The organism is Clostridium sp. E02, from assembly GCF_003833015.1.
Lineage (GTDB): Bacteria > Bacillota > Clostridia > Lachnospirales > Lachnospiraceae > Lacrimispora.
The window spans coordinates 14,470-39,644 of the sequence record NZ_RJLQ01000003.1; the positions used below are offsets into that span (position 1 = coordinate 14,470).

21 protein-coding genes and 2 pseudogenes are annotated in these 25,175 nt (G+C 37.3%); all 23 read right to left on the reverse strand.

Going from position 1 to position 25,175, the window contains the following annotated elements:
- Positions 1-7: 7 nt before the first annotated feature.
- Complete coding sequence (locus tag EFT72_RS02460) at positions 8-1,456, reverse strand: phage baseplate assembly protein V (RefSeq protein WP_124065286.1); 1,449 nt, start codon at positions 1,454-1,456, stop codon at positions 8-10.
- 17 nt (positions 1,457-1,473) lie between these two features.
- Entirely contained in the window at positions 1,474-2,082 is a 609-nt protein-coding gene (locus EFT72_RS02465; RefSeq protein ID WP_124065288.1) for a hypothetical protein, read from the reverse strand.
- 15 nt (positions 2,083-2,097) lie between these two features.
- The gene (locus tag EFT72_RS02470; RefSeq protein ID WP_124065290.1) at positions 2,098-2,874 is read right to left on the reverse strand and encodes a DNA and RNA helicase; all 777 of its coding nucleotides are present in this window, start codon (positions 2,872-2,874) and stop codon (positions 2,098-2,100) included.
- A gap of 14 nt (positions 2,875-2,888) precedes the next feature.
- Positions 2,889-3,584, reverse strand: a complete 696-nt coding sequence (locus EFT72_RS02475; RefSeq protein ID WP_124065292.1) for a hypothetical protein — start codon at positions 3,582-3,584, stop codon at positions 2,889-2,891.
- Positions 3,581-4,873 (reverse strand): hypothetical protein, encoded by a 1,293-nt coding sequence (locus tag EFT72_RS02480; RefSeq protein ID WP_124065294.1) that lies wholly within the window; start codon positions 4,871-4,873, stop codon positions 3,581-3,583. Before EFT72_RS02480 ends, EFT72_RS02475 begins: the two co-directional genes overlap by 4 nt.
- A complete protein-coding gene (locus tag EFT72_RS02485) occupies positions 4,870-5,838 on the reverse strand; it encodes a DUF2628 domain-containing protein (RefSeq protein ID WP_124065296.1) in 969 nt (322 codons plus the stop codon). The genes EFT72_RS02480 and EFT72_RS02485 overlap by 4 nt, the downstream gene beginning before the upstream one ends.
- A 42-nt stretch (positions 5,839-5,880) precedes the next feature.
- Positions 5,881-7,557 carry a hypothetical protein gene (locus EFT72_RS02490; protein WP_124065298.1) on the reverse strand — a complete coding sequence of 559 codons (1,677 nt, stop codon included), beginning with the start codon at positions 7,555-7,557 and terminating at the stop codon, positions 5,881-5,883.
- A 39-nt stretch (positions 7,558-7,596) separates the two neighbouring features.
- Entirely contained in the window at positions 7,597-9,450 is a 1,854-nt protein-coding gene (locus EFT72_RS02495) for a PAAR-like protein (protein WP_164473049.1), read from the reverse strand.
- Positions 9,451-9,455: 5 nt separating this feature from the next.
- The gene (locus tag EFT72_RS02500; RefSeq protein WP_124065301.1) at positions 9,456-10,328 is read right to left on the reverse strand and encodes a hypothetical protein; all 873 of its coding nucleotides are present in this window, start codon (positions 10,326-10,328) and stop codon (positions 9,456-9,458) included.
- A 113-nt stretch (positions 10,329-10,441) separates the two neighbouring features.
- Positions 10,442-10,849, reverse strand: coding sequence for a hypothetical protein (locus tag EFT72_RS02505; RefSeq protein WP_124065303.1), 408 nt, complete (start codon positions 10,847-10,849; stop codon positions 10,442-10,444).
- A 140-nt stretch (positions 10,850-10,989) separates the two neighbouring features.
- Positions 10,990-12,133: pseudogene (locus EFT72_RS02510) on the reverse strand (IS3 family transposase).
- A 267-nt stretch (positions 12,134-12,400) separates the two neighbouring features.
- Positions 12,401-13,021: pseudogene (locus EFT72_RS02515) on the reverse strand (transposase); the annotation flags it as partial.
- A gap of 243 nt (positions 13,022-13,264) precedes the next feature.
- Positions 13,265-15,583 carry an ABC transporter permease gene (locus tag EFT72_RS02520; RefSeq protein WP_124065304.1) on the reverse strand — a complete coding sequence of 773 codons (2,319 nt, stop codon included), beginning with the start codon at positions 15,581-15,583 and terminating at the stop codon, positions 13,265-13,267.
- On the reverse strand, positions 15,580-16,263 hold the full coding sequence (locus EFT72_RS02525) for an ABC transporter ATP-binding protein (RefSeq protein WP_124065305.1): 684 nt from the start codon (positions 16,261-16,263) through the stop codon (positions 15,580-15,582). Before EFT72_RS02525 ends, EFT72_RS02520 begins: the two co-directional genes overlap by 4 nt.
- A 99-nt stretch (positions 16,264-16,362) precedes the next feature.
- On the reverse strand, positions 16,363-17,400 hold the full coding sequence (locus tag EFT72_RS02530) for a HAMP domain-containing sensor histidine kinase (protein WP_124065307.1): 1,038 nt from the start codon (positions 17,398-17,400) through the stop codon (positions 16,363-16,365).
- A 9-nt stretch (positions 17,401-17,409) separates the two neighbouring features.
- Positions 17,410-18,096: a response regulator transcription factor gene (locus tag EFT72_RS02535; RefSeq protein ID WP_124065309.1), complete on the reverse strand. Its 687-nt coding sequence runs from the start codon at positions 18,094-18,096 to the stop codon at positions 17,410-17,412.
- Between the two features lie 104 nt (positions 18,097-18,200).
- A complete protein-coding gene (locus EFT72_RS02540; RefSeq protein WP_124065310.1) occupies positions 18,201-18,923 on the reverse strand; it encodes an ATP-binding protein in 723 nt (240 codons plus the stop codon).
- Positions 18,916-19,647: a LytTR family DNA-binding domain-containing protein gene (locus tag EFT72_RS02545; RefSeq protein ID WP_124065312.1), complete on the reverse strand. Its 732-nt coding sequence runs from the start codon at positions 19,645-19,647 to the stop codon at positions 18,916-18,918. Before EFT72_RS02545 ends, EFT72_RS02540 begins: the two co-directional genes overlap by 8 nt.
- Positions 19,648-19,997: 350 nt before the next feature.
- Entirely contained in the window at positions 19,998-21,713 is a 1,716-nt protein-coding gene (locus EFT72_RS02550) for an ammonium transporter (protein ID WP_124065314.1), read from the reverse strand.
- A gap of 4 nt (positions 21,714-21,717) precedes the next feature.
- A complete protein-coding gene (locus tag EFT72_RS02555; protein ID WP_124065315.1) occupies positions 21,718-22,902 on the reverse strand; it encodes a MalY/PatB family protein in 1,185 nt (394 codons plus the stop codon).
- Positions 22,903-22,929: 27 nt separating this feature from the next.
- Positions 22,930-23,688, reverse strand: coding sequence for an amino acid ABC transporter ATP-binding protein (locus EFT72_RS02560; protein ID WP_124065513.1), 759 nt, complete (start codon positions 23,686-23,688; stop codon positions 22,930-22,932).
- Positions 23,689-23,731: 43 nt separating this feature from the next.
- Positions 23,732-24,436 (reverse strand): amino acid ABC transporter permease, encoded by a 705-nt coding sequence (locus tag EFT72_RS02565; protein WP_124065317.1) that lies wholly within the window; start codon positions 24,434-24,436, stop codon positions 23,732-23,734.
- A 33-nt stretch (positions 24,437-24,469) separates the two neighbouring features.
- Positions 24,470-25,174: an amino acid ABC transporter permease gene (locus EFT72_RS02570; RefSeq protein WP_124065318.1), complete on the reverse strand. Its 705-nt coding sequence runs from the start codon at positions 25,172-25,174 to the stop codon at positions 24,470-24,472.
- Between the last annotated feature and the right edge of the window lies 1 nt (position 25,175).

The following is a 25,175-nucleotide window of genomic DNA, read 5'->3' on the forward strand; positions in this document are numbered from 1 at the left end:
CCACCTCCTAATTCTCATGAACCTCATCACCATGAAATTCTATCGTTCCTTTTTTCATCTCAATATTTGCTCCTGACTGGCAGGATACCAAGATGGAAGTTTGTGATTGAATCGTCAGATCTTTTTTTGCTGTAATGTTTAAATTCTCTGTTGACAATACCGTAATATCCTTTAAAGCGTTTAAGATCACTTCTCCATTTTTCTTTAAAAATACACTCCCCTGACTTTCTCCAGCAGCAATGAGAACCCCTTCTTCGGTCATCTGTACCTGATTTCCTTGATCCGTCTGAATGTTTCTATGATTGGGATTGCCCATAGAATCCGAAGTGTTTCCTTCTTGTGGTTTATGCCCCTTTACATTTGTCACCACATAAGCTTCTTTTTCATCATCGGTAGGAAGATAAACACGCACACTCTCCCCCCTTTCCGGCATACAATACCAGCCACTTCCATCAGCGGAGGCCGCTACTGTTGAAAACGGAAACCAGTATTTATCCCCATCCCCTGCTTCTATGTCCATATTTAATTGAACCAAATTCCTCTGAACCGCCGCAATGACGCCTTCAATTGAAATCCCCGTGATATTATTATTAAAATACGGTAGAATTTTAAGACCTTCTCTCTGTCTTAATTGATATTTGTTCTTTAACAGACCGTTAACCAGCCTACGCTCTGCCGTTTCAATATACCAGGCATTCCCCTTATATGTAATCTGACTGCCTATTGAAACAATATCGTAGGATTCTAACTCATACATTGTATTTTGAGACGTTGTAAGTTCATGAAATCCATTTTCTTTCCTTGCCTTTAATTGTATAAAATCCTGTGATAGCTTAAAAGGAATCTCATTCCAGTTCCGATTTTCTGGCTTTGGAGACAATCCAGCTTCAAAACGGATATCTGCAAAAGCAGGATCTGGATACAAGTTTTCTTTGTACTTGGATAAAAAACGTTTTAGAAATTCCCAATCGGTTTCTTCATATTGGATGAGAAGCTGGTCTATGGGGTCATTTGGTATGTGTATCATAAAGTCACAGCCAGCATATGATTCCATAACCTGACCGATTAGCTCATGAATTCCCATCTTAGGATTCTGAAACATTCGCTTTCTCTTGAGAACATCCATCTGTCTGGTTCCATCCCAAGCTTCCATTGTGACTACAAGTTCTTCTCCATCCTTATCCAATGCGATTTTATCCAGTACACCGTAGAACAAAACGTGTTCCTCTTCCCCTTTTTTGTATCGCAGAGAAATCGTATCCTTGATTCCATGAAAATCATTTTCATCGGCATCACTATCTAATACCGCTTCGACATACAGGAAAGCATGTTGTCCAGGTTTTTCTGTAATTCTGAGTTTACGAAAATATGCAATTCCCATTGCCCCAAGAAAAAGATCTTTATAAGTAACCGCTCCATACTCATTCTGGTTGTTATTTGTCACTTCATTCACCATAAAAACACTTCCTCTCTCTATGAAAGACAGCTGTCTAGATTTATCACCATTGCTTCTAGGAAGATTCCATAGATATCTTGATCTTCTTTTTTACAATTGTAGTTTCCAGTAAACTGCTGTTCCTCCCCTCTAATCCGAAATATAATATTGTAAATCCAGCCCTTTCCCGTTGGTACATCAAAGCAGATATACTCCACATGGTCCAATTGCTTTTTCTTAGTTATCTTTGCATGCAAGCGGTTGGCCGCCATCCCATTCACTAGCACATTGGCCCATTGATCTAAAGACATGGGTTTAATACGTTCCTTGGGCCAGGATAAGATCTGGCTAACTTCATGGGTATGGTTGACATAAATAGCACCCTCTTTTTCTAGTTTTGTAGCCTGATAAAAATTTTTAAAGAGAACAAGAGGTATCTTGCGCTCCGTATATTCCGATGTTTCAAATTCAAATAGTTCATCATTTTCAAGTCTTATTTCTCCTGCTTTGATTCCGTCTAGAGCTTTTTCCAATGACAGTTTTTCAACTGGTATTGTTTGATCTCCCTTTATTTCTTTTGCAGATTCTTCCTTTTCCTTCTGCCTTCTAGCACGTTCCAAAAGCGCAATTTTTTCATCTAGATTCATGATTTTCCCACCTTTCTACAACAGCATAACGCTCCTCTTGTTCTGATTCCCGGTACCTCTCTTTATTTCCCCACTTCTCTGACTTTTGAGACATTCCAAAAGTCCCCTGTAAATTCCAGCATTTCCTTTTTCACCACATTCCTCCCCCAGTCTGGCTGATAAATATTCACGGATGCAGTCAACTGAAACCAGTCCATAATTTGCCAATGCGGTCATAGAAAAGCTCACATCATAGGGATCTGTAGACTGGCTTCTCAGCATTTCTTTTGAGAACTGTCTTATGATTTTCGGATTTAAAGTACTCCCTCCGGTTGCTGCATATGGCTGGTGAATCAAATTAATGGTGTCATATTCTGTAGAATAATCGTGAAGACTTTCATGGCTATCCCGAAGCCTGGCACCTTCCTGCAAACGGAACCTGCACAGCTCCATCTCACAGGCCGGATCTGGTTTTTTGTCTTCCAAAAACACTCTGGTATTTCCCATAATTCTTCCTGCTTCTCTAACCTCCGCAAGAAATTGTATCTTTAAATACCTAAATTTATCTTCCGCCTTACACTCCATTATGAACGGCTGCTCTAATAAATAGAGCTTTCCTTTCCAATATAGAATGCCGGAGGATATGGTAAGTCTCCCATCATCCCAAGTAATTGCGCAGCCATTTACCACTCCATCTCCAAACTCCTGAAACGATAAATCCAGAAAGTTCTTAGGGTAATCTCTTAGTTTATCTAGCATTTCTGCTCTTAAGATACGTTTCTTTTCAAATTGAGGATATTCATATTGAAACATTTCTATTTCTCCTTTCAACATAGTGTTATTTCATCGATTACCATGGTTTCGTCTATTTCCACAATTCCAAAATGATAGTTATAAAACACATCAACATGATAGGGAAGTTCAATAAACATTTTTACTAGAAAGTCCATTTTTGCTATAATCGTTTTGTCTTTTTCCCGACCTATGTATACCAGTATTTCATATGAATTCTGGTTGCTGTGATAAACAATATTATTGGGGATTAAAGCCTCCATCATGTCTTTAAACATATCCAGTGAACTTCCAGTTTCATACTGTTTTAACAAACCACTTAATATAACCTCACGTTCTTCCCCATCAAACAATATAACGGACTCTTTTGCCTTTGTCCCAAACGCATCCTCCATTAAATCTTGGTACAGAAGTTTTTTGTGATATTCTTCTTTTGTCATCCCCGAAAGGACATCATTCTGAGCCAACTGATGTAAGATCAAGTGAAATAAATTTCCCCTTAATGTCGAAAATTCCTCTAAATCTGGTTGAAATAAATCCTTAAAAATGTTATAAAACCGATAATAAGGATTGACCTCAATGACTGAACCTTCCTCCAATTCTATCTGGTTCAAATAAGGAGTCGATAACTCCATATAAGTACTGAATTCATGGGCCATCTGAAACCGAATACTCTTTTCCGGTATTCCTTGCCTTTTCAACTGCAGCATTACTCCCCACAAATAGTTCATACCAGCTTCCCTCCGCATTCATACTCTGGATATAGCTCCTGCACTTCAGAGGTAATAAAACTTGCCAGATCCCTATATAGCCATGTTTCTTTTCCTTTTGGTTTGAAATAAATGGTTAGCTGTTTTTTCCCTGTTCTATCCCGGATTTCATCTTCCATAAAAAAATTCATGGGATAGGTTTCCAGGGTTTCATGAGTCTTATCAGTCAAACCACAATCTTGATACTCAATATAAACCTCTAATCCAAACCCTCGGATAAAACGTTCCAATTCTCCTTTTGTTTTCACCATCTGCCCTGCTTTTCCGTGATAACGTTCCGCAAATCCATCTTTTCTTAAATTCTCCATTAAAGGATATGTATAACGGTCTATCTTTCGATTTTCCCCGCTGCAGATCTTGTAAACATCCCATTTTTTAGAATTTGCAACTTTTCCTGTAACCAAAAGTTTTTCTCCGCTTTGACGTACACTTCGAATTCCTGCCTTTTCCTCCACCAGATATACATGTTCGGTTCCGTAATCCCGTATCGATATTACGTGTTCATAATTTTCATGGTCCCCACATGCAACAGGAAACCCAACACTTTCCAATTTCAGATGGCATACATTCCAGATGGGAATCATATCGTAATGTATAAAATGGTTATAGATTCCAAAATCTGCCCCAAAATTGGTTACCGGAACCTGATCGTTTATTTCGTCTGGAATACTAGTTATACAAATGTCTGCCATTTTAAAAAGGTAAGGAGCATTGATTGTTTTCCATGGAATTCCATTCTTCATAAAGAGATGATACAAATGTTCTACTTCATCCAGATAACGTTTGCTTGGTTCCAGCCTTATGCTTACTGGGTATTCTTCTCCTGCCTTTAAAATCCCGGTATAGCTATCCTGATTTTTGAATATTTCTTCCACTTCTAAAACATCGCACTGTAGAAATACGGTGGATATGCAAAATTTGCCTTCTGATTTTATCTTCTCTTTTATATCTGATATCTCATAAACTGTATTTTCCAGATCCTCTTCACACATAGGGGACATGAGATGATGCGACTTGTCCAGATAAGACCGCTCCATTAGTCCGGTGCGGATTAAATACCGGTTAATGTCATAAACCAGATCATTCATTACTCGTTTTTCTAGCATTTGATACATCTTAAGATTGGTTTCGTATAGCTCTAGGAATACCCCTTCCATTAAATTTTTAAATACAACCCTTTCTTCCAGATTACTAATTGATTGAATCTCTTCCCGAATCATTTCTTTCATTTCTTCTATTTGATCCATCATGCATCGCCTCCTTCCTGCATTTTTATTGCCGGTCTTGCACTTAAAACAATATCGCCATATAATTCCCTGAATTCATGCCAGATACTGGGCAAAAAAGAACTAACGATCACAACATAATTATCTCCCACTTTTCGGCATGCAATATACCAATTATTTTTTATCCCATTATCCTCTGAATAATATAATTTTTGTATGACATTATCATTTAATTGGGGAAGCTCTCCATCTGGTAATAGTGTTAACTCGGACTCTTTAATATTTGAGGCTATAAGATTTATAAGATCTTCCTCTGCAGTACTTTCAGCAAGGTCTTCTTTTCTATATACCAATACAACAAGATCTAAATTACGTGAACTGGAGGTACAGCTTAAATCAAGATTCTCCGAATAGTCTTCAATAAAGTCATTCGGCACCGTAAGTGTTATCAGACCATCTTTTGTTGTGACTTCATAGGTCTCTTCGTCAGCAAGCCTGACTATACTGGATTTGGTTTGTTCCGTGGGTATATGATCCATCATACTTGATACGAATACGACTCCAAATATCCCCAGAATTATTAATAAAATAGTCGCTATGATTATAATTATGGCTAAAAAATTTGTTCCACCCTGTTTTTTTATGTATCGTTTCGCTTCTTCAGTCGTCATGCCTGAGGTCCGTCTGATGACAGTTAGCGCTTTTTTACGGTAGATGGAATTTCCAAACATTCCAATCACGATATGAGGCACCAAAAATCCCAGTGGAATAATGGACAAGACCAGACTAGCTATAAAACATAAAAAAGCCTCCAAATACATTTTTCTGTACACCAGCCAGTAAACTGGAAAGAACACTGCAGCTATGTTCCAACTTTCAAACTTTTGGTCTGTCCTTATATTACCCCATTTATTTTTGTAATAATCAGAGTTTTCCCCCACAAATAGTTCAGCACCCCAGCTATTTAATATTTCATATTCGTTTTCCATTGTTTATTCCCCTTATGTATTATGTTATATGTTATATTTTCTTTATTTTTTATTCCCGTTTCTGTTCTCCCCATAGGAGAATGAATGGAACAATGCGTTATTATTGTGAAACAGTCTTTCCTTTATAGGGTTCTGATCATCCTGACTATTATTTTTTTCATCCAGTGAATTATTGGTCTTTATAAACTGACTCATCACGTTACTTGCAGCTCTAAAGTCCTGTTTCCCTGTTATAGATTGTGAGATGAATTCAACCCCAGCCAATGCCAGTGTTACGTCTCTCACTCCAGATGCCCCCTTGCCGCTGCTTTTGATCTTAGATGAATTATCTCCAGTGCTACTGTCTTTGCCTGTTTTTTTATACAATACTTTTCCCATACATCTACACTCAATATTTCCAGATTCGTCAAATTCGATTGAATTATTTCCGGTTCTGCCTGCTTTCAATTGAATTCCTTTGCCTGCTTTTATCTGCAGACGCCTAAGCCCATCCCCCATTTTTATATTTCCTGAAGCCGTTAATTTTAGGGTACCGGTACTATCTAGACGAAGAGTCCCATCTGATGTCATTTTTAAGGATGAATTCTCTTTTCCAGTTGAAAATTTGACGTCTTGCTGATTCATGCAAAGCTCATTTCCATTCTCATTCCTCATAAATTGAACCTTGATTGGAAGATCAGCGGTTTGAAAGCCTGTATCCTCTCTCATGGCAGAGGTCACATATCCATTCCCTTCTTCCTCATCCGGAAAATGAATTTCAACTTTCGTCCCTATTTCAGACATGTAATATCCCATTTCATTATTTTCACCTGCTTCAAATGGAAAATATGGCGTATTCTGGCCTGTAATATCATCCATTAAAAAGTGAAGCTTTAATTTGTTTCGCTTAATATCAACAATTGAAGCCCACTCCCTTGTACTGGCAATTCGATGGTTGGATACATATGGAAATTCTTTTTCCTTATTATGAATAAGTTTTACATTGTACTGGATTTCTTCCCGATTAATGACAAGACTGACTGATTTAACAAAACAAGTTCTACTTTGATTTTTTACTGTATCACCAATTTCATACTTTTTATCAGAGATGATCCAATCTGTTTCCTGTTTCTTTAAATGATTTATTTTTATTGATTCCGGCTGTTTGTTTATCTCATGGATTTCCTCATGAAGGGGTCTGCCAAATGAAAACTGAATGATCGCTGAAGCCGGATCAGAATAAATCCCATCGTGAAAATGAGAAGCCATCCTTATCATAAATTCCCAGTCCGTTTCTTCATACTGGATAAAAAGATGCGGTATTTTTCTTTCCTCTGATATTTTATCTATAAAAGAGACATCGGGATATTTTTCTATAATTGTGCTGAGGACATCTTTGTATGTCATATCTAGGTTTTGAAACACTCTTTTTCGTTTAATCAGATCCATATGATACGTAACGGAAAGTGCTTCCAAATTAAAATAGCAAACTTGCATTTTTTCTTCCAGCTGCATATTGGTAATCAGCCCGCAAAAAATCAAACGCTTATTCCGATCCTTGATGATGATTTTTTTCTTTTCATCGACTTGTAATACCTGTTGGTTCGAACATTCTTCTTGACATATACCGCTTAACGTCAGATGTGTATGCTGATTGACTTCTTCTGTTATCTTTAGATCATAAATATTAACCAATTTTAATTCCAGTGATATTGTATTCCCCTTATATGTATAGTCCATATGTTTCCCCTCTGATCTAATAACTGAACCTATTTATTATTAATACTGTAATTGATAATTTATATAATCCTCAATGAATTTTTCCTTCTCGTCTTCTAACTGACCGATTACACCATTAACACTTTCATTTATATTATCAACTGCATTATCAATAATTTCATCTGCTTTTTCTTTCGCACTACGAGAAGCATACGCAGCTCCATTGAGAGCTGTTTCAGCTAAATCTATACTCAGATTAATTTGATCTATCTTTTTTTTCAGCTTAGTATTCATATCTTTCTTCTGACTCAGCTTCTTTTCCGTGTTGAGCCAATACTTTACTGATTTAGACTGAATAATTTTATTATTTTCTATAGTTTTTTTTGCTCTCTCTACAAGGGAAAGCTTCTGAACCGCACTTATATCCATCTGTCCATTATCTTCCACAGTGATAATTCCGCCCCGACAACACCCTAATACTGATTTCTTTAAAACGACCTCTACCTTTTCTCCATCAATATATAACACTTTATCTGGTTCGGTAATTACCCATTCGTGATAAATCTCCGGCAAACATGGCACTACTCCCCCTGATTCACTGTCATCTAGGATTGAATCCGGCGCATCTGCAGAACATTCACAATTCTGCACAACAATGTTTATCTCCGGTTTGTTATCTTTTTTAGAAGCGACTGCTTTTCGCTGAATCATATTCCCATGGTTTTCTATGTTTTTTAAATCTCCCAACCCATTGCAATAAGGGCACATCAGGATGGCTCCCTCTACCACAAAACTGGAATCCTCCTGATTCAATTTGAATTTCGAAAAATCCACTTGGTAGATTTCTGACAGTTTTTTACAAATGGCATCTTCCCTGCTCTTATTTACTTTGGAGTAGGCTTCCTCCGCTTTCAGAATGCAGTTCCAGTAACCATCACTCCACTTGGTCGAATTTGCAAATACCTCTCCATTTTTATCTTTTGCATATAAAAGACCGGAAATTTTTTTAGCAATGGTACTTTTCATGCTTTCTGGCAACGCATCAAGCTCATTCATCATTGAAATCGTATTGGCTATTCTGGAGGGAACGAACGTACGGTTTACCATCTTTTTTTTAGGTTTTAAATAGTAGTTGGGCTTATGAACATGGAAAAAATACATTTTGGGATCAAAAGTTTTTTTCTGTAAATCTGCATTTACATAATCTACACCGGAATCAAAATAAATTGAATTTTTATTAAGTCCTGTTTTTGATAATAACTGGCTTACAGGATCTCTGTATTCGTTAATGTTGTATATTATACTCTTGGCAAATTTCTGTTTTCCACCTGGTATTTTATTCAGAAAAGTTTGTGATTCTCCCTGACCGTCATAAGAATATACTTTATCAATCATACCTTCAGGAAGCAAATAAGCACAGGATGCCGCCATATTCCCCCCTTTTGAGTGACCTGCCAAGGTTACGTGATCCAAACCGGAGTTTATTACATAGGATGCTGCTTCTTTTTGTGATGGGGTTTGGGAGGAAAATATAGCTGCAACATTGTCATCCCACTGACTATCACCTGCAGTACCACGAAATATGATCGTCGGTTTTACCTTGTTTTGAGGATCTATTAGTGTCATGGCTCGGAAATCGGTTTTGTCATTATTCGTAAAATCTTTGATTTCCATTCGCATTAATGTATCGGAATCTTTGACCTGGTCAATGACGTCCAGGAATTCTTCTTTGGTCATTTCACCGCCGAGTTTTTCTTCTGTATCTAAGTTTGATACATATTCCTCAATAATAGCTACAAAATCGCTCATCTTTTTACTATTACTATCCTTTAATGTTTCCCAATTATCATTCATAGTAAGGTGGTATATTAAACTAACAAGTTTTGCACCATCCCTATCATTTAGCTCATTCAATGTTGTCATCCTCCATTACTTTTATAAGCAAAATCTTTTATAGTAAATATATTTTTCAAATTTACCCCCCATGAATTATATTTAGTTGAAGGATAATCACTGAGTTTTACAAATACAGTATTTTCTTTCTTTCTCTCATCCAACAACTTAAAATCATCTTGGGATTCAGCTTTAAAACAGGTAAAATAAATATTCATATTTTCATCATATTTATCATAAAATTTTTCCATGATTTGATATACCTCATTTCTTAATAATACATGATCTAATTCTTCATCTTTATTTAAAATTAAGTATATGCGCAAACTTACTTTTCCATTAACATATCTAAAATATGATTCGGTTGATGAGTATTGATTTATGCTATTAGCAAAGGTTATGTTAGGATTCACATTGACTACTAATTTATATTCTTGAGTAATAACTCCTTCTATTCTACTTTCAAAATATTTCTTTATCTGCTCTCTAAAAAATTTCCAACAGTAACTGTCACGTATTTCCTTAATTTTGCAATCTTTATCTGACATTGGAAATAAATACACACGGAAGCCAAAATCCGGTTCCTCCTCAGTGTGTACTTCATAATATATAGGGGAGCCATCCTCAGAAAATGGAATTGGTGAACCTCCACCTGTACTAATCCACTTAGGGTTAATGATGAATTTTTCTCCATATTTACTCTCAAGATGGTTTTCTATGGCCGCTGGATACTCGTCTGTAATAATTTGTATCTTTTCTTCTCCTCTTTTATGGTAACCTATTATCTCTTTCATAAATAAGATAATTAAAGTAAATATAATTACACCAATTACTATCCCAAAAACTATCAGTACCTTTACCATAAATTCCACCACATTATTAATTGTATCTTTATTCATATCCGCATTATTCCTCCCTTTGTTCCATATATTAAGCTAATAAACTTAGCTGCATCTTTATCTTCTATTTATTTAAACTACATCACCTTCCTTATTAATAATAAAGAAAACTGTTAAATATCATTAGTATCAATCTTTATCTCAAATTTTTCGTCCATTTCTATAGACCAAATTGATCTTTTGTACACTTCTGGATAATTACTTTTATATACTATAAAGTCTTTTCTTTCTTCATTTTTTACATCAATATATCCAAATTCTTTCTTACTTTTTGTTACATAATATATAAAATCTATATTTACATTATTATTTTCCTTTAACGCTATTAGCAGCTGATCCATATCCTTCTCAACTTTTAGTTCAGTACTTTTATTGTTTTGTGATACAAATACGCATATACTGATTCTTGGTTGGATTCTACTACTTCTAAAATAATCTTCTATTTTTGAATCTGGCATAACGTAACTTTCAAATGTTGTACCCCCATATATACTAATATATACCTTATATTCATCCGCCAATGTCTCATTAAGTTTCTCCTCAAGCTTTCTTCTTAACTTTGTTCGCAGAAATTTCCAGCAGTAGCTATCACGAATCTCTCTTATATCACTATTATGACGGTGTCAAGCTTTTTTGTAACACCTGTGTATAGTTTCATTCCCTACGCAGCACATCGTGCTGCATAAGGTGTAAGACCTCCATTATAACGGTGTGGTCTTATGTAATTATATTTTATATAAACGAAATCATAAACACCTTGGTCTAAAGCTTCATTGGTTTTGAAGCGATGAATGTTTAGATATTCGTTTTTAAACGTATTATAAAAACGCTCCATTACTGCATTATCATACGGACAGCCCGCTTTACTCATACTTTGCTGAATATGTTTTTTTCACAAAACTCATTAAAATCTTTCGATGTATATTGCGACCCTTGATCCGAATGCAAGATAATTCCCTTTGCTGGTTTTCGTCTATCTAATGCAATTCGAAGTGTATCAATTGCCAATTGTGCATCAATGTGATTACTGTTAAGCGTAGCTATTACTTCTCTGCCACATAAGTCTAAAATCGTACAATTATATCTTTTTGTTCCATCTGGACGAGGCATATAAGTAAAATCTGTACACCATATTAGATTCGGCTTTTTTACATCAAATTCACGATTTAATAGATTCGGAAATATTTTGTTTGCAACTCCTTTTTTGTACCCAGGTTTTTTCCTTCGAACAATTGATCTTAGCCCTAATTCCTTCATATAATGATGAATGGTAAGTGCAGATCTAATGATTCCGTTTTCGTTTTCAAGATAATCACGCATCATGTTATAGCCTGGAATGCCCTCCTCACGATGGTACTTGGCAACCATGATACGTTGAATATATGCCTTTTCTTTACGATATTCTTGTTTTTTATCCTTTTTGTAATTGTAGTAAGCATTGGGACAAATATGAAACTTTTTCAATAACCATCGAACACCAAATTTTGAATGATATTTCTGGATAAACTGGTATTGTGCTAATCTATTTCCTTCGCAAAGAATGCTGCCGCTTTTTTTAAGAAGTCATTTTCCTTTTTTAGTTCTTCTAATTCTTTTTTTAAACGCTTTGTTTCAGCATATGCGTCAGATTCTTCTTGTTTAGTTGGATTGCTTTTGCATTCTTTGCGGTATTGCTGTAACCAGTATGTGATTGTGCCGCTACCAAGATTGTATTCTTCAGTAAGGCTTTTTTTAGTTCTTTCCTCTTCCAGATAGAGGCGAAGTACTTTTTCTTTGAGCTCAGGCTCATAACGATTGTTTGACATGTTGTAACTTCTCCTTTGATGTAGGTTATTTTACCAAACTATACCTTGGTGTTACAACTTAATTATACAACGTCAAATAGAACAAAAATCAAAACCACTAGTTTTAGTCAATATTACCGACTTTGCCCAAATTTATAAATATGTTGTATAACATATAATTTATTCATTTTATTATCATATATGAATATATCATATAATGTTATTTTATTCAATATCTCTTTAATAACTTCTTGCTATTTTCTACATTATAATTTATGCTATTATATTCCAACTCTCAAGATCTTCTTTTAAACCTTCTGCGGCACCAATCACTTCTCTGTATCCATCTTCTGTAACACCAATGGCTACAAGTACTGAAACATTTTCATATTCTCCACCCCAGCATCGTTTTAAGAATACACCGTCCACAAAAACATATGGATAAGTTTTACTCTTAAGCTTACGATTTCTCCAGTTTTCAATGTGTTCATATACTTTTTTGTTTAAATTACTAATTGTACCAGGAGATACTTTTGTCCCCCACAGTGCTTGTGTAATATCCTCTACTCTGCGGACAGATACACCAGCAAGATACATCTCAATAAGAGCTTCTTCCACAGATGTTTCACGTCGCTTATACCGTTCAATAATGGCAGTTTCAAAGGCTACTCCTTTTAATTTAGGCATTTTTAGATTTACCTCCCCAGAAGTAGTAGTAAATGTACGGTCATAATGACCAGCACGGTACCCTTTGCGTTCTTCATTACGTGCATAGCGTTCTGCATTAACAAGCTGCTCTGCTTCCGCGTCTAGCAACGCATTTAAAGTCTCCTCAACACTGTTTTTTACTAAATCCTTTAATTGGGAGTGGATTAAATCTTGATTCAATTGTATAATGTTCTCAGACATAGTTTTTATCCTCCTTTGGAAATTTTGTTGTGGTAACTTAATTCTACCAAACGATAAAAACTATGTCTATTTGCTTATTTGAATTTGCGCAATCTATTATACGTCATCCTATTATAGTCGAATTAAATCGTGGATTGAAAAAATTTAATATGTTGTATTATATTAAGCTATTCCCATCTTGTATGGGATAAAAAAAGTTGTCAAGACTCCTGTCCTGACAACTTTTTTATAATAAGGTTAAAATTATCCCGCATTTACTACGTTTACAATCACCATTTTTTCAATCTTTCTTGTTGGTGAAATTGCTGCTGCAAAGGCGGTTAGTATCGATGCAAAAATAATAATACTTAAGACGAGGAAAGGCGGCTGCCACTGCTGCCCCCAATTCGCCGTGATTAACAGGTGAAAGAAGAGCCGGTGTAACAGAATCCCCAAAATACCTCCCGTAATACTGCCTGTTACTGCATAGGCAGCTGCCTCAGCCATAACGACTCTCTTTAACTGCCAACCAGACATACCAACTGCGCGCATGACTCCATAATGATTCATTCTGCCAGACACACTGGCATTTACCGTATTCATAATATTAATCAGTGCAACAAACGCGATTACAAGTAAAAATCCATATACAAATACTGCCATCGCAAAATATCCGGTGCGAACTTCATTGTTATGCTGTTGTAAGTCAAGAAGCTTTATTTTGGCAGGAAGCTTTTGTCTGACCTGATCCGATATATCCTGTGTTACCTGCATATCAATGACCTTATAATCAGAAATTCCGGTCAGTGCAGTAAACGTGGATTCGGAACAAACGATAATCCATTCCCCGTTTGCAGAATCAAAGGGAACTCCCGATACAATTCCCTCCACTTCTACTTTATATGGTATCGCTCCAATCTTTAGTGTAACCTCATCTCCAATCTTCCAGCCAAATCGTTCTAAGTACCCATAATCAACCAGTACCCCGTTTCCATTCTGCACCTGATCTAGATCGCCCGAAATCAGTGCATCCTTTGCCCACTGAAACTGCGGTTCATCATAAGAAACTAGAGTCGCAGTATTTGCACCACTTTTATCGTTGGCCTGGATATTATTCGCAAACATTCTCCCATACACATTTTTTACATATGGAAGAGATTTAAGGCTTTCTTTCAAAGAGTGATTCAACTGTGCCATATTCTGGTCTCCCTCCAGTGTCATGTCCGGAGCATATGGCTTTAAAGGACTTAATGCATGATTCATGAAGGTAACAAGGATCGTAAAACACAAAAAGAGAATCATGCTGATTGCAAAAGACCCGGAAATCAATATCATGCTTTTGGTGTTTGAAAAAGCATGGTTTAATCCCATCGCTATATCAACAGGAAATCGTTTTGTATTGGATGCTTTTGTAATACTGTAATCATTAAATTGATTGGTATTGCCTGTAACCGCTTCCTGGGGAGAAACCTTAGCCGCATGTTTTGCAGGTGCATCCGAAGCGATCATCACTGCAATTATTCCGGTCCCAACACCGGCAAGAATCCCCGGTAAACTGATCTTAAACATCGGCATAACTGGAAGGTACTTAGAATTTAATCCATTTAGAACGGCAATTGCCATCCACAATATGAGACTGCCAGCTAATACCCCTGCCGGAATTGCTCTTAATAAGTACTGTAGACCTTCCAGCCTGACATAACGTTTCATCTGTTTTTTTGTCGCACCCAGGCAGCGCAGCAAACCAAAAAACTGAGTCCGTTCCAATATACTCATATTAAAACTACTGGCAATCATAAAAACACCTGCCAATAAAACGAGGACGAATAAAATACCTGCCGTAAGATAAACGGACAGCATGGTAGAATTATCACTCTGCCCCATTAACCCCAAGAGCATCACATTTGTTGAAACCTGCTGATCCGATAATTGATATTCCACTTTCAGTTGTGAGAGCGCTTCATTTATATTTACTTTGTTCTTAAATTGAATATAAAAAAACTCCTTATACTGGCTGACCGGAAGTTCACGCATCCCCTCTGGTGATAACTGCAGACCATGAGCATCGGATCCTTTTAAAGTAGAATAATCCCGATACATTCCGCTTATTTGATACTTCCGTACCTGCCCATCGCAAAATGCAACCTCTATAAAATCTCCAATCGAAAGGTTAAATTGTTCCATTGCCGGTCTGTCCAGTAAGGCTTCCCGGGCAGAAGCCGGATAGTGTCCTTTTGTTACAATTAAATTCATTTGCTTGGCAAGTTCCCTGCTGCTGCTCTGTACAATTAATTCCTTCCCCTTATAGGTTGTATCTTCTGCCATACCAAGATATCCAGCCACATTAATATTCTCTCGTTTTCCTATTTTAACAGCAAGATCATCCGGAAGGTCCGATAGGATGGCATGCCAGTTGCCATAGCGTCGGATTGCCTCATCTGTTTGGGATGTTAAGCTCATATCTGCCATTCCAAAAATAGTGGTTACCAGCATAACGGATACCGTAATGCATATCACCGTCAGCCTGCTTTTTCTTTTGTGTACTCTGGCATATTGAAAAACAAGGGATAGATAGCTTTTCATTGAACATACCTCCCCAGATCTGTAAGTATGCCGTCCGTCACCTCTAAAACCCGGTCAGCCGCAGAAGCGAAGCCTCTGTTATGAGTAATCATGATTATCGTCTGCTGGTAACGTTTCGATGCTGTCTTTAAAAGTGCTATTACTTCAGCACTATTTTGAGTATCTAAATTACCTGTGGGTTCATCTGCAAGAATTAACATAGGACGTGCAATCAGAGCTCTTCCGATTGCCACCCGCTGCTGCTGGCCTCCGGACAGTTGACGCGGTAAATGGTTTCGTCTATCTTTTAAAGATAGTACAGAAAGTATTTCTTCTACGTATTCTGGATCTGGTTTCTGGTAGTCAAGCAATAGAGGAAAAACAATATTCTGCTCTACATTGAGTTCCGGTATTAAGTTATATGCCTGAAAAATAAATCCGATATTTCTACGGCGAAATATGGTAAGTTCTTCATCCTTCATTTGAAAAATATTTTTTTCGGCTATCATCACGTTACCTGACGATGGGCTGTCAAGAGCACCTATCATGTTCAGTAATGTACTTTTTCCAGAACCCGATTCACCCACGACTGCAATAAATTCACCTTTTGGAACCGTAAAATTCACATTTTTTAATGCCTCAACTGCCGTTTCTCCTGAACCATAGGTTTTACAAAGCGCACTAATTTCTAATAAACTCATAATCTGTCACACCTTTCTAAACAATTGATTTTAAACATTTAACTGGCTTAATCCAATGTTAGAATAGCAATGTTTCATTACTCGCACATGAATCTTAGATTACATTTTAGTAATATTAGGAATACATATTGTAAAAGTACTTCCCTCACCCAAAACGCTATTTACGGAAATGGTTCCATTGTGTGCCTCAATAATTGCTTTTGCAAGAGGAAGCCCAAGACCAAGACCCTGTACATCCCTTGAGAAGCGGCTGCGATAAAATCGCTTAAAAATATGATAAATGTCTTCCTGATGTATCCCACTGCCATTATCCCAGGCCTTAATCTGTATCATAGATGGCAGTTCTTTCCATTCAAGCTCAATAAGACAACCCGCACCCGTATGATCCAGTGCATTTTTTATTAAATTTCCAACTGCCTCTGCCACCCAGTTTTTATCACAAAAAAGGGATGATGTTTTTGAGCCTTGTAAGGAAATAATCTTTTGTTCCTCACTTGCCTGAAATTCAAAACGGGATTTAATCCCATTCATCATTTCGGCTATGTTTTCCTCCTTTTTCTCAACAACAATTGTTCCTGCATCTAACCTAGATAGTTTTAACAGGTTCTGAACCAGCACATCGATTCTGTCAAGTTCCTGTTCAGACAGCGAAACAAATTCCTGTATTGTTGCCATATCCATAGATTCATCCTGCAAAAGGCCGTTGTAGATATTAAGCGCAGCCAATGGGGTTTTTAACTGGTGAGAAATATCCGAAATGATTGCCTTTAAAAACTCCTTCCTCTCCTGTTCTTTCTCAGCCTGTGCATTCAGTACTGAAGCAAGTGTATTAACTGCATGAAATAATTTATACAATTCGCCCTCATGATTGCAGTCAATATTGATATGGGTATTGCCTGACAGGAATGAGTTTACCTGCAAGGCAGCCTGTTCAATTCGTTTGCTTTGTTTCCATAAATAAAGCAAAGAACTGCCTAAGATACCTACCGCCAGTAATAAAGATAGGATTAAAAATAGAATTATTAATTTTCCGAATAAACGCCACGAAATCAACTGGATCAGGATCGTAAAACAGCATAGAATTAAAAATTCTCCAATAAAAAATCCTTTCGTTTCTGCGGTCGTAAAAATTCTCATTCTGCCACCTCAATCATTTATATTCCATTTATAACCCATACGTCTAATTGTCAGCACCATCTGAGGATTACCAGGTTCCTCTTCAATTTTCAATCGCAACCTGCGTATATAAACATTCAATGTGTTTTCATCGATATAATCCCCTTCATGATCCCATAGTTTATCTAAAATCGATTCTTTTGTAAGAATTTGATTTGGATGTTGCATGAAAAGGCAGAGCAATCGGTATTCCACCGCAGTCAGATCCAAAGGCTTTTGTCTTTTATAAGCCTGTCCCTGCAGTAGTAAAACCCTTATTCCGTTGGAAGCCAATTCTGTTTCTGTCGTTTCAAAATGCTTTGCCCTGCGCAGCAAAGCATTGATTCTTGATATAAGAACCCCCAGTTTAAAAGGCTTCGTGATATAATCATCACCACCCATATCAAGACCCATGACAATATTCGTTTCCTCGTCAAAAGCTGTCAAAAAAATAATAGGAACTTTGGATATCCGGCGAACTTTTTCACAAAAATCAAACCCTGATCCATCCGGCAGAGCTACATCCAAAATTAACAAATCGTATTTTTCATCTTCCCACTCTGCATTCGCTTCTCTCACCGAACGCGCGATATCCAGATCATACCCCTGTTTTTTTAAAGCATAGGAAAGTCCGTTCATTAAACTCAAATCATCTTCAAGCAATAATAGCTTACTCATTTTTCTCCAAACATCTTTATATTAATCTTGTACTATCGGTAACTCTTATTACCCTTTTATTGCTATTATAAGCGATCAATTATAGAATAGCAATGAATGTTTCCTCATGAATACAGAACTATTTTTAATTTAAATATATTGTTTTCACACTCTGTTGTTACATATCCGTGGTATTTTTCAGCTGCCTTACAAATGGAATCAATCCCAATTCCATGATTCTCAATATCTTCTTTTAATGTCAGAATTTTACCTTGTTTATTTTTACGAATTTTACCATCAAATGAGTTTTCTACTGAAATTATCAAATTACTAAGATCCAATTTCATTCGAAGTTTAATAAAACGCTCACCACTTTTAACTCTTATATTTGCTTCTATTGCATTATCTAAAGCATTTCCAAGAATAACGCATAAATCCGTACTATCAAAAGGAACGGAAGTTGGTACATCTAACTTTATAATAAAATCTATTTTATTGTTTATCGCTAATGTATATTTATAGTTTACAAGTGCATCTATAACTAGATTATTTGTATTAGCAATGTGCAAATTTTGAAAAGGTTCTTCCAGTATGATTTTCTCGAAACACGTTTCTAATTCATCATATTTTTGTTCCCCTAACAATTTTTTTAAATAGATAATATAATTTTTAAAATCATGTTTTGTGCGTCTTAACTCCTTTACACTACTTTCATTTTCTTTTATATATATATCATATAAAAGAATTGACTGTTCAAGTACCTGGTTTTTTCTCTTTAATACAAGGTTTTCAGATAAACGCTGATATGATTTAATAAATCCATGCAAATCTTTTACAAGCTTATTCAATTAAGGCCCCCTCTATTTGATTGAAATAAAGACCAGCTACCTCTTTTCTCCTATCTTCACTAATGAAAAACACCTCTCCATTGATTAATTCTATCTGGTTATAAGATTTCCGCACGACATACATTGTATTTACCATGTAAGATTGATGGATTCGCCAAAAATCAATTTTTGACATTTTAAATTTTGTTTCAAGCTCATTCAGTTTTTCGTAATATTTAACAATACTACCATCTATTCTATGTATGAAGACAACACGTCTCTTACTTTGGAAATATAAAATATCTTTTACTAAAATCTTATAGGTGTCTTTCCCATATTTATATCGAAAATAACTATTTCCAGAAATTATTTTCTTATATGCCTTAACGAAACAGCATTGAAAATCCACACTTTTTAACGGTTTTACTAAAAACTGAAACGGCTGTACCTCGTATGCTTCAATCGCATACGAAGTATGACTGGTAACATATATAATTAAAACGATCTCATCAGCTTCGCGAATTTTTCTGGCTACAGTAATCCCATCCATACTTGTCATTTCAATATCAAGAAAAATAAGATCATACTTTATCTTCTCCTCAAATATTTTATCAACCAGTTCTATTCCATTAAAAAACACATCAATATCGACTGAAAGATTCTGTTTTTTCGACATATGATAAATCATTCGTTCAAATTCACCTGTAAAGCTAATATCATCATCGCAAACGGCTACTTTAACCATTCCACTCAACCCCTTCTCTTTCACAACACCTCAGCTTTTAAATCATTGCTAAGTTCCGTTTCCTCACCTGTCCTTTTCATCCTTTGTTACGCCAATGGTAAATAAAAATCAGCAATTTATTACTCCGTAAATATTTATATAATAATATTAGCATGCCAATATCCAAGATGCAATATTATTGTATATTTTTTCATAACTAATTATATTATTAACTGTTATATTTTTTATATAAGTAATAATTTCCATTTTTTTAATAAAGCAGATAATTAAATAGAACGGTGTGTCAATCTGTTTTTGGGGATGGAAAAAGGGGCATTATCTGCCCCTGTGTCTAAATCTAAGTTATGTTTTTAAATATCATCGACTCCCTGCATGGCATCATATCCGGTTTCGCCTGTTCGTACTTTAACTGCGTCCCGTACATCGTAAATAAAGATCTTTCCATCTCCGATATGTCCGGTATATAACACTTTTCTCGCAGTCCGAACCACTTCCTCAGCCGGAACCTTGGCAACTACGATCTCCACCTGTACTTTCGGAAGCAGCATCATATCAACCGGTACTCCACGGTAGTATTCTGCGGCCCCCTTTTGTATGCCACAACCAAGCACCTGCGTAACTGTCATACCAGTTACTCCAATTTCATTCATAGCCGTCTTCAACTCTTCAAATTTGGACTGCTTTGCAATAATTTCAATTTTTGTTAAGACAGATTTATTCGAATTCGACTCTTCCGTCACAACTTTTATGGGAATGGCTTCTTGAACCGGTATATCCCTTTTTATCGCCATCACACCGGAGACAGTTTCCACCTGACTGCCCAAATTATCCATGGGAACTACAGGTAAGAAATCTGCATATGCATTGGCAAGTCCGTGCTCTGTACTATCAAGGCCCTCAATCTCCTCTCTTTTGGTAACACGCAAACCAACTGTCCGGTCAATTATCTGAAACACCGTGAACATAACAATTCCAACCCAAGCCGCTACCGAAAGAACACCAACAAGCTGAATACCAAGAAGGTTCCCCCCACCTCCGTAAAACAAGCCGCCTTCCTTCGCAAAAAAGCCTACCAGAATCGTTCCCAGTGCACCGCACACTCCATGTACTCCGATTGCACCAACAGGATCATCGATTTTTACGACCGCATCAATAAATTCAATGGACAAGACCACCGCAAATCCTGCGCATAATCCAATGAGCGCAGCTCCTGTAGGCGTGACTACATCGCAACCAGCTGTTATAGCTACCAAGCCTGCAAGCGTACCATTTAACGTCATGGATACATCTGGTTTCTTATAACGAAACCAAGTAAACAGCATCGTGGTACACGTAGATACGGCAGCAGCCAGATTCGTTGTCATAAAGATTCTTCCTGCCTTTTCTATATTGTCGCCTTCCATGGACAGGGTAGAACCGCCATTAAAACCAAACCAACAGAACCAGAGAATGAATACCCCCAAGGCTCCTAGGGTAATGCTGTGACCAAGAATTGCTTTTGGTTTTCCGTCCTTTGTATACTTCCCAATCCTAGGTCCCAAGATGGAGGCCCCGATTACCGCTGCTACACCACCGACCATATGAACTGCAGTAGAACCAGCAAAATCATGGAATCCTAGCTGAGCTAACCAGCCCCCTCCCCAAATCCAGTGTCCGGAAATTGGATATACCACACAAGATATCACTGCACTATAGACACAGTAAGCAGAAAATTTGGTTCGCTCTGCCATAGCCCCTGACACGATGGTCGCAGCGGTTGCACAAAATACCGTCTGAAATAGTACAAAGGACCAAAGGGATATCCCGGAAGGAAGGATCTTCGTGTAATTTCCATGAATAAAGAAATCAAAACCTCCGAAATAACCAGTTGCAGACCCAAACATAATACCAAAACCCACAAACCAATAACCTGTGGTTCCAATGCAAAAATCCATCACATTTTTCATGATTATATTGCCGGAATTTTTCGCCCTGGTAAACCCTGCTTCTACCATAGCAAAACCTGCCTGCATAAAAAACACAAGGGCAGCTCCGACCAAAACCCATATCGTATTCACAGCTGACATATGACTACCTCCGTTTTTTATATTGATTCACCGCTTGTAAAAGTCTCTCCATTGCCTCTTTGATCACCCGGGTTGGGCAAGCTATATTAATCCGTTCAAACCCTTTGCCTCCCTCTCCGAATATATATCCCTCATCTAAAAACAGCTGAGCTTTTTGCTGCATAAATTTCTCCAGTTCCCGATATTCCATTCCCAGACCTCGAAAATCCATCCATTGCAGATAAGTCCCCTGCAATGGGTATACTTTAATTTCAGGAAGATTGGCCAGCATAAACGCTTCGATGTACGCTCGATTGGTATCCAAAAGAATTAACAACTCATCAAGCCAATCCCCACACTTGGTGTAGGCAATCTCACAAGCTTTATATCCCATCAGATTTAACGAATGATATCCTCTGGAAGCCGTAATCTTCCCCCTCATTTTTTCATTGGAGATAAAATGATTGGATGTCTGGAATCCAGCCAGATTAAATGTCTTACTGGGAGCTGTACAGATCACACAATTATCTAAATACTTTTCTTCAAAGGTCCCCATGGACACATGCTGATACCCCGGCAGAATTAGATCAAAATGGATCTCATCGGAAATAATAAACACCTCATTATCCAGACAAATCTCTGTCATTTTTAACAGTTCAGCCTCCGTCCACACCCTGCCTACCGGATTATGAGGACTGCATAATATAAGAAGCTTTACCTCTTTTTCCTTTGCTTTTGCTTCAAAATCTTCAAAATCTATTTCATAGGAATCTCCTGTATTGATTAATTCCGTTGTAACTAGCTTTCTTTTATTAGTCTCAACAGCCATGCGGAAGGGATAGTAAACCGGTGTCATAATCATAACCGCATCTTCGGGCTGGGTAAACGCACTCACCATCTGCCCCAATCCAGGAACAACGCCTGCCGTTTCTACAATCCATTCTTTTTTCGGTGTAAATCCATGTCTTTTTTCCATCCAGCCAATCACACTGTCATAATAGCCAGCAGTTGCTCCTGTATAACCCAAGATTGACTGATCTAAATAATCCTTTAATCCATTAATAATTTCCGGTGCATTCTTTAATTCCATATCGGCTACGGAAAAAGGAACAATTCCATCCTTGATATTGGGATTCTTAAGCTTCATATCATCCCATTTAAACGAACCCACATTTTCTCTTCTTACCAATGTTTCAAAATCGTAATGCATACTTTTTTCCTCCAATAGAGTTGATTATTATTTCCCTTCCATGTCTGCCTTTTGCTCCGTTATTCGCTTTAAAAACTGCTGGGTTCTTGGCTCCTTTGGATTTACAAGAATCTCGGAAGGTTTCCCTTCTTCCACTATGTTTCCGCCTTCCATAAAGATAATTCTGGAAGCAACCTCTCTTGCAAATGAAATCTCATGGGTCACTACAATCATCGTAATCCCTGTTCTTGCAACGGTCTTTATGGTATTTAGAACCTCACCCACCAGCTCTGGATCCAGCGCAGAAGTCGGTTCATCAAAAAGAATTACATCCGGGTCCAGAATCAATGCTCTGGCAATCCCCGCTCTTTGCTGCTGCCCTCCCGAAAGCTGAGATGGATAAAAATCACAACGTTCGGTTAGCCCTACCTTGGCAAGAATCTCCCGGCTCATTTTCTCTGCATCCGCCTTTTTGAACTTCTTAACGGTTACAAGGCCTTCCATAACATTTTCTAAAATTGTTTTATTCTGAAATAGATTGTAATTCTGGAAAACCATAGCCGTCTTTCTTCTTAATTCAATCACCTGGTTTTTTGTATGTTTTTTGCAATCTAACTGAAATCCATTTACGGTAACACTGCCATCATCCGCACTATCAAGAAAATTCACGGTACGGAGAAGGGTTGTTTTACCAGAACCGCTGGGTCCCAGGATCACGACTACTTCACCCTTTTCGATGGATAAGTTAACTCCTTTTAGAATGTGGTTGTTTCCAAAGGCTTTATGAATGTTCTTTAATTCTGCCATATATGCCATAATAACGGCTCCTTCCTATTATAAATGCTTCATTCTAAACGGCGGCTCCTGCTCTGAATTTCTTAAATCTATTTTCAAAGTTTCTGAATATTTTATTGAAAATAAAACTAATCCCCTCATATAAAATAGTTGTCATCACATAGGCTTCTATAAAATTTAATGCGGGCATTGCTAGGAGATTCGCCGTTGCCGTTATTTCGTATACGCCGACGTAATAAGCAAGGGATGTTCCTTTTATCAAACCGATGAAAATTCCACCAAGGTTTGGAAGGGCAATGGCAAGGGCTTGAGGAAAAATAATACGCACCAATGCCTGCGTTCTCGTCATTCCTACGCTGTATGCCCCCTCCATTTGTCCCTCATCAACCGCCATAAGGGCAGAACGGAAAATTTCCGAAGAATAGGCTGCCTGATCAAGAACAAGTGCGATAATTGCATATACAACTGGCGGGACTGCATTCACGTCTAAGGTAATCCCAATGCTCTGTCCATAATCGTAGAGAATAATGGGAAGGGCATAATAGGATATGTATAATAGAATAACCATCGGAACCCCTCTCATAAAGGAAACGAACACCCCGCAAATCTGTGTCAGTACTGGTATATGGTACTTTCTAACCAGTGCGATGAAAATCCCTAAGAACCAACCAACACCAGCAGAAACAAAGGCCATAAAAAGTGTAATGGGGACCGCCAATATTATTTTCGGCAATGAATCCATCATAAATTTAAAATCCATCCTGTTTTCCTCTCTTCCACATGAATTCTTGCATTAGCTTGTCGCTTTCTTTCTGCCTTTTGTATATAGTTTCTCAGTGATTTTACTTAAATACTCCAATAAAATACAGACAACCCAGTAGATCAATCCAGTTGCAATATATACTTCCAACCGATTCGCACCATAACTGGCAGAACTTATGGCTCTTGCTTTCCCCATCAGATCTATGACTCCAATGGCAAATGCCAGAGAAGTTTCTTTAAATAACATAATAACGTTATTTCCAAATGCAGGGATAGCAATTCCCAATGCCTGTGGGAAAACAATTCGGTAAAAGGCAGTGAATTCCTTCATTCCAACGCTGTAAGCTGCTTCTTTCTGTCCCTGATCCACTGCCAGATAGGAAGATCTCATCATCTCCGCCATATTGGCGGAAGTACTCAAAGACAGGCAGGCAATAATAAAAGCGGACTTACTGATTTCCGATAAATCGATTCCCAGCCCTTTTGCCAGCTGGGGCAGACCAAGATAAATGAGAAATATTAAAACGAGTGTAGGAATTCCTCTCATAAAGGCGATATATCCATTGGCGATCTCTCTTAACCATTTATTCTTTCCAATTCCTGCCACCGTTACAAACGCTCCCAGAATCAAACTGATTATCAGAGATAACAGCAATATTTCCATGGTAACAGGAAAAGCCCTTAAAATATTTGGAACATAACCTAGTATTGTTTCCGGTTTAAATGTATTCTCCAAA